The sequence below is a fragment of the Pseudomonas sp. JH-2 genome (genome assembly GCF_036231725.1).
In the GTDB taxonomy this organism is placed as follows: Bacteria; Pseudomonadota; Gammaproteobacteria; order Pseudomonadales; family Pseudomonadaceae; genus Pseudomonas; species Pseudomonas delhiensis.
In genome coordinates, this window is record NZ_JAZAQP010000079.1 from 14972 (window position 1) to 20608 (window position 5637).

Annotated in this window: 5 protein-coding genes and 1 pseudogene; 1 reads left to right on the top strand and 5 read right to left on the bottom strand. The window is 58.0% G+C overall.

All coding sequences use genetic code 11. The annotated features are described in order from the left end of the window. Window positions 1-337, top strand: a pseudogene (locus VV867_RS29805) (ornithine cyclodeaminase); the annotation flags it as partial. A gap of 259 nt (window positions 338-596) precedes the next feature. Here the strand turns inward: VV867_RS29805 and VV867_RS29810 are convergent. The 5 genes from VV867_RS29810 to VV867_RS29830 all read right to left on the bottom strand — a co-directional run. Continuing rightward, window positions 597-1787, bottom strand: a complete 1191-nt coding sequence (locus tag VV867_RS29810; protein ID WP_328568333.1) for a multidrug effflux MFS transporter — start codon at window positions 1785-1787, stop codon at window positions 597-599. A gap of 48 nt (window positions 1788-1835) precedes the next feature. Next, entirely contained in the window at window positions 1836-2435 is a 600-nt protein-coding gene (locus VV867_RS29815) for a thermostable hemolysin (protein WP_328568334.1), read from the bottom strand. A 10-nt stretch (window positions 2436-2445) separates the two neighbouring features. Further along, on the bottom strand, window positions 2446-3927 hold the full coding sequence (locus VV867_RS29820) for an AMP-binding protein (protein WP_109936351.1): 1482 nt from the start codon (window positions 3925-3927) through the stop codon (window positions 2446-2448). Beyond that, a complete protein-coding gene (locus VV867_RS29825) occupies window positions 3924-4856 on the bottom strand; it encodes a TauD/TfdA family dioxygenase (RefSeq protein ID WP_109936350.1) in 933 nt (310 codons plus the stop codon). Before VV867_RS29825 ends, VV867_RS29820 begins: the two co-directional genes overlap by 4 nt. A 129-nt stretch (window positions 4857-4985) precedes the next feature. After that, a partial coding sequence (locus tag VV867_RS29830) for a LysR substrate-binding domain-containing protein (protein ID WP_328568335.1) occupies window positions 4986-5637 on the bottom strand: 652 nt, incomplete at its 5' end.

A 5637-nucleotide genomic window follows, 5' to 3' on the forward strand; every position in this document is an offset into this window, starting at 1 on the left:
GGCCGAAGTGCTGGAACGCGCGCGGGTGATAGTCGAGTTCGAACCGCAGACACGCATCGAGGGCGACATCCAGCAGATGCCGGCGGACTTCCCGGTGATCGAGTTCCAGCGCATCCTCGCAGGCAGCACCGAGGGCCGGCAGAACGCCGAGCAGATCACCGTGTTCGACTCGGTGGGCTTCGCCCTGGAAGACTTCTCCGCCCTGCGCTGGCTACACGACGCGGCGCGCGAACGCGGCATCGGCCGCGACATCGAACTGGTGCCGCGGCCGCAGGACCCGAAGGACCTGTTCCAGTTACTGCAAGTCCCTCAGCCAGCAGCACGGGCAGTTGGCTGAAGGCCGCAGAAACTAAAAAACGGCACGATACAGGGGAGACCATCGACCGCCGGGGCAGCCAACGCTCAGGGTAACTGGATGCCCATTGGCCCAAGGCAACAACGACTCTCAGCATGAACAAGAGCCGGGCGGACCGGCTGCTGATGAAGGCTCCCACCTCATACGCCCGTCGGGAGACAGGCGTATGAGAGTGCGACGCCATCGCTGCGTCAGGCAAGCCGTTCCAACGTACAACCGTGTGTACGCCTGGCCTCATACTTCAGGCCATGGATACCTGCCACCTTGCCCTGGCAGCCAACATGCCTGAAAGCGATACCAGCAACAGGACGAAAAACACGCCGGCAATCGCCAGGTTCGACTCCAGCGGCAGGGTACTGACGACACCCGAGGTCAACGCCCCGAACACCAGCATAAGGCAACCCTGCAGACTCGCCGCCACCCCTGCGCGGTCGGGGAACAACGACATGGAGCGCGCCATGGCATTAGAGAAGATGAAGCCCTGGCCGAAGGCAATGAGCATGATGCCACCGAGGATGTTCGTCAGACTCAACGCATCCGGCACTGCAGCGATGCTGATGATGCCCAGCAAGAACAGCCCCAGGCCCGTCCACATCAGCGTCTCCGGAAAGACGACGCGGATCAGAGCACGATTGAGCAGGGTTCCTGCCAGATAGCAGCTGCCCACCCCCAGTGCCGTGGTACCGAAGTATTGGGCGCTATGGCCCAGGCGCTCCTGGACGATATGCGGGCCAAACACGTTCCACAACAGGAAGGCCGAAAAGCTCGAGCCGAGAATGATCACCGAGGCGCAGAAACGGCTGTCAACGAGGATGAAGCGATACCCTCCAACGATCTGCAGCACACTACGCCGGGCAACTGGAGCGAGGGATTCCTTCAGCCCGGCCAGTACGAACGCCAGCACAATCACGGCATAGGCCGCATACAGGACGAAGTTGTAGCGCCAGCCCAGGTGCACCTCGATCACCCCACCCACGTACGGCGCGACGACCGGTCCCAGGCCGAAGGCCAGGCTCAGGTAAATGATCGCCACATAGAAGCGAGGCCCCTTGACGACGTCCACCAGCAAGGCCCGGGCAACCACCTGGCATGCACCGATGGCAAAGCCTTGCAGGGCCCGGGCCAGTAACAGCATGTCGATGGAGGTCGCGGCCGTGGCCAGCAAGCTACCCGCCAGGAACACGGAAAGCCCCAGCAGCACAGCCGGCCTGCGGCCTCGAGCATCGGCCACGATGCCGAAGAACAGTTGGCCGATGGCATAGAACAATAAGGTGATGGTAATGGTGTTCTGCATGAGCGAGGGGCCAGCCCCCAACTCACGGCCCATGGAAGGAATGCTGGGCGCATACAGGTCGATGGCGATACCACCGAGGCTGTTAATCAGCGGCGCCAAAAAGACGATGAAATTCTCGTAACGCTTGTTCGCGTTCATGGCTATCTCCGGAATTCCGGGCGTGGGTGTGCCCGGAATGGGATGTGGTTAGGCAAATTTCCGACTGGCGAAATGAGACTGGGCTACTGGTTGCGTGGGCGCCGTGAGCCACGCGATGGGGGATGACAAACGAGCGGCTACTACCCGTGGTGCCTGATCGTAATAGGTGCCCCAATTGATACCTGGGTCCTTGACACGGCTGCGCTCGGCACCGCCGAGGTCATCGAGGTTGTCAACAATCGGCGCCAGGAGTTGGCGTACCTGCGCTGTCGCGGTCAGTACCACCAGCCCAAAATTGCGTAGCGCCAAGGCCTTGATGACATTGTCGAGCAGGTACTTGCCTGCCCCGCTGCCGCTTTGGAACGAAGAGAAAGCACCGATTTCGGCAATGCGTGCACGGTCGATCGCATAACGCTCGTCCAGCTCCTCGTCCAGGTAGTACTCGCTGAACAACTTGCCGGAATCACCGTAGCTAACGCCTGCACAGGCATAGCCCGGAGCGCCGCCATTCGAGTTGGTCAGGCAGACGAACACGTCGGGCCGGGGCTCCGGTGTCGCGCCGTAGTGCTTGAGGTAATGGGCGCGCACCGCCTCCTGCAGACAACGGTAGCCGGGGCAGCCCTTGTAGAAATTACGCACGAGATACATGGCCATCCCCCTAAACATACATCTGGTCGATGAAATGGGCCTCTATCTCGGCGCGCCGTGGCCGACCGGTGACGGTGTAGAACTGGTCACGGAAGCTGGCGATATCGTCGATAACGCGGATACGCCTTACCCGGGCGAAATCGGCAAGCCGGTGCTCCAGGCGGGCCATCTCCTCGCGCACCCGTTCCTGGTCAGAAGTGCTGAGCACAACGGCACATGGCTCGTCCCGTCCTTCGCCCATGACGATTATGTCGTCCACCACCGGGCTTTCCTTGTAGACGCTCTCCACCCATTCCGGAGAAATGTTGCGAGCAGTGGAAAGGATGATCACATGCTTCTTGCGCCCGGTGATGTAGAGGTAGCCGTCGCGCAACTCGGCAATATCACCGGTGTGCAGATAACCGTCGGACAGATCGCAGGCGGTGTCGTCGGCGTTGTAGTACCCTGCGCATAGCGTCGGCGTCTTCACCAGTAACTCGCCATCGACCAGCTTGGGCTCGATGCCGTCGAGCAACTTGCCTGCCGATCCTATGCGACGCTCAACGGGCGAGTTCAGCGAGATGATCGAAGAGTTCTCGCTCAGGCCATACGCCTCGAACACCTGCACGCCTCGAGCGTCCAGGACTTCCAGCACGCTGACCGGAATCTTCGCACCACCTGTGATGATGTGCGGGCGCAGCGGGCCGAACAGTTCCTCCACCGAACAGTGCTCGAGCAACAGGTTGGCCTCCTCCAACAGCTTTGGCGGCAGATAGAGAAAGTTGGGTTGGTTAGGCGCAATCAGCTCCAGGTACTGCCTGGCATTTCCACTCGCGGCGCCGTATTCGGCCACGCCTTCGGGCATGAGTGTCAGGGTGCCGCCAGACAGAACCGGAATGAACACCCCCAGCACCTGCTCGATCAGAAGGCTCATTGGCACGATCGAGAAATAATGCAGTGGTTGCTGTGGCAGGCGCGCCATTACATTGTCGACCAGCAACCCGACCGCCTCGTCCCGGATCATCACCCCCTTGGGGCGGGAAGTGGTGCCGGAGGTATGGATGATCGACACGATGCCCGCCGGGATCAACTCATCTTGCTGACACCATGCCTCGCCGACCTCCTCGTTCATCAAGCGCTTGGGAATGAAGCAAGACTTGCCCGGGAAAATGTTGTGCAAGCGGCTGGCAGTCCTTTCATCGCTCACAAACACCGCTGTAGCCTTGCCCAGCAGACTGCCGATCTGGTCATCGGAGAACTCGATAGGTACGGGCAGCAGCACACCGCCAACCTGCTGAATCGCCAACAGGGTGTAGATCCACTCATAGCAGGAACGCATGGCGATCCCGAACACTTTGCGTTCGCAATGCCCCACACGACCTTCCAAGGCGCATGCCAGGCGCATTACGTCCCGACGCAACTCCTGCAGCCTATAAGCACGGCCATTCATTTCCCGAATCACCACACGGTCGGGTGCGCTCGCCAAATAATCTTGCATTTTCCTGCTGATCATTGGCTGTTCCCCCCATGCCGATAGCTCTGGGCACCAAAGATCCGGCGGGAAGTATCGTCCAGCCGACGGCGACCGTGCATAACACGGGTGTTGTCAATGACAACGATGTCGCCCTTTTTCCAAAAATGGCTGTAAGTGTTGCGCGCAGTTATTTCCTTGATCTCGTCCCAGATATCCAGCGAAATATCTTCACCATCGGCCCATGTAATGAGTGGAGGCTCGTAGTTGACACTGGGCCCAAGCATGGAATTGCAAAAAGCTTTCCTGCCGCTAAAGCGGCTTATTTCCAATGCAGAGACAACAAACTCCGAAGAAATAAGATTTTGATCAATGCGTTGATAAGCCTGACCTTTCACATGTTCGTTAACCTGGTATAAATGCTCATCCGTAATATCTTCGATCGGCAGGTTCAACTCGATACTGAGGAAGCGCTTTACATTTGCCCAGGGAATACGCCGGACATAACGGATATCGCGACTTTCGAAGTGCTTGCGGGTTTTCGCCGAAAGCTCAAACAGTACTCGCCAGCCGTCGCACATCGTCGTTTCGGATCCTACCAGCGCAGGCTCCAGGCAATAGAACCACTGCAGATCGGGATTAAATGGTAGGTTGCCGTTCTCACGATGCAGGCCCATCTCGTACACGCCCGCTTCGATTTCCGCAGTGTTCGAAGTCGCGGCCTTGCGCGCCGGGTCGAAGGTGACACGTGATGAATGCGCACTGACGAGGTTGTTGAAATCCTCGAGCGTATCGGCAAAGTCACGATAGATCACTGCACCGCTATGAGCGAGATCGCCATAGAGTGTTTCGCTGTTGATCGAGTCGGAAACACGCAGTCCCGACTCGACAGCATAGACACATTCGAATCCATAGCAGGGCACAGGCTGCCGATAAAATGGAAAAACTACCGACTGGACTTTATTTAGCATCTTCAATTCCTCTTCCTATTGTGAGCAGGCAGTAGTCTTGACCACCTGGGCAAATACACAATAAGTTAGTTTTCGAAGATACTGGTTTTAAGAAATCTAAATGCCTGTAGAAAATTTAAAAGTACATTCTCAGCGTTCTATCAGCATCCCCCCGGCCACGTCGTGAACCAGCTTGCGCAGACTGGAAATGTCCTTGCTCTGTCCACGACTCCGAGCCCAAACCATGTCTAATGTGAAGGAGGGGAAGCCCATCGGCGGTTGGCAGACCTTCAGTTCCTGCGGAATGCGTAAATACGGCAGAAGACGCGCGGGCATCGCTACGGTCGAAGGCACCGCAGCAACGATGTTGACGCAAGCCTGATAACCATTCGCCCGTACCAGAACATTGCGCGAACGGCCGACCTTTTCCAGCCAACTGTCAACCATGTTCTTCTCCGAGATCCACGGTGTCGGAAACACCTGAGGCGAAGCGCAGAATTCATCCAGGCTCATGGCCTCTTCGCTGGTGAGTGACGCTTGGCTGGTCAAGCACACAAACTCATCGTTGAGCACCGGCTGCCATTGCAACTCCGGATGCATCTGGTGATAACCAGGCCCGAAGCCAATGGCGATATCGATGTCGCCAGAGATCAGCCGATCTACCGGCAGGTCACGGCTCAATCGTTCAAGGTGCAGAGAAGTATTCGAAGCATGGGCGCTTGATAGTGTTCTGCCGGGAGACATGGGTAACAGGTGTCGGGAGACATAGGTAACGCATTTAGGATCACGGAATTGCCGTATC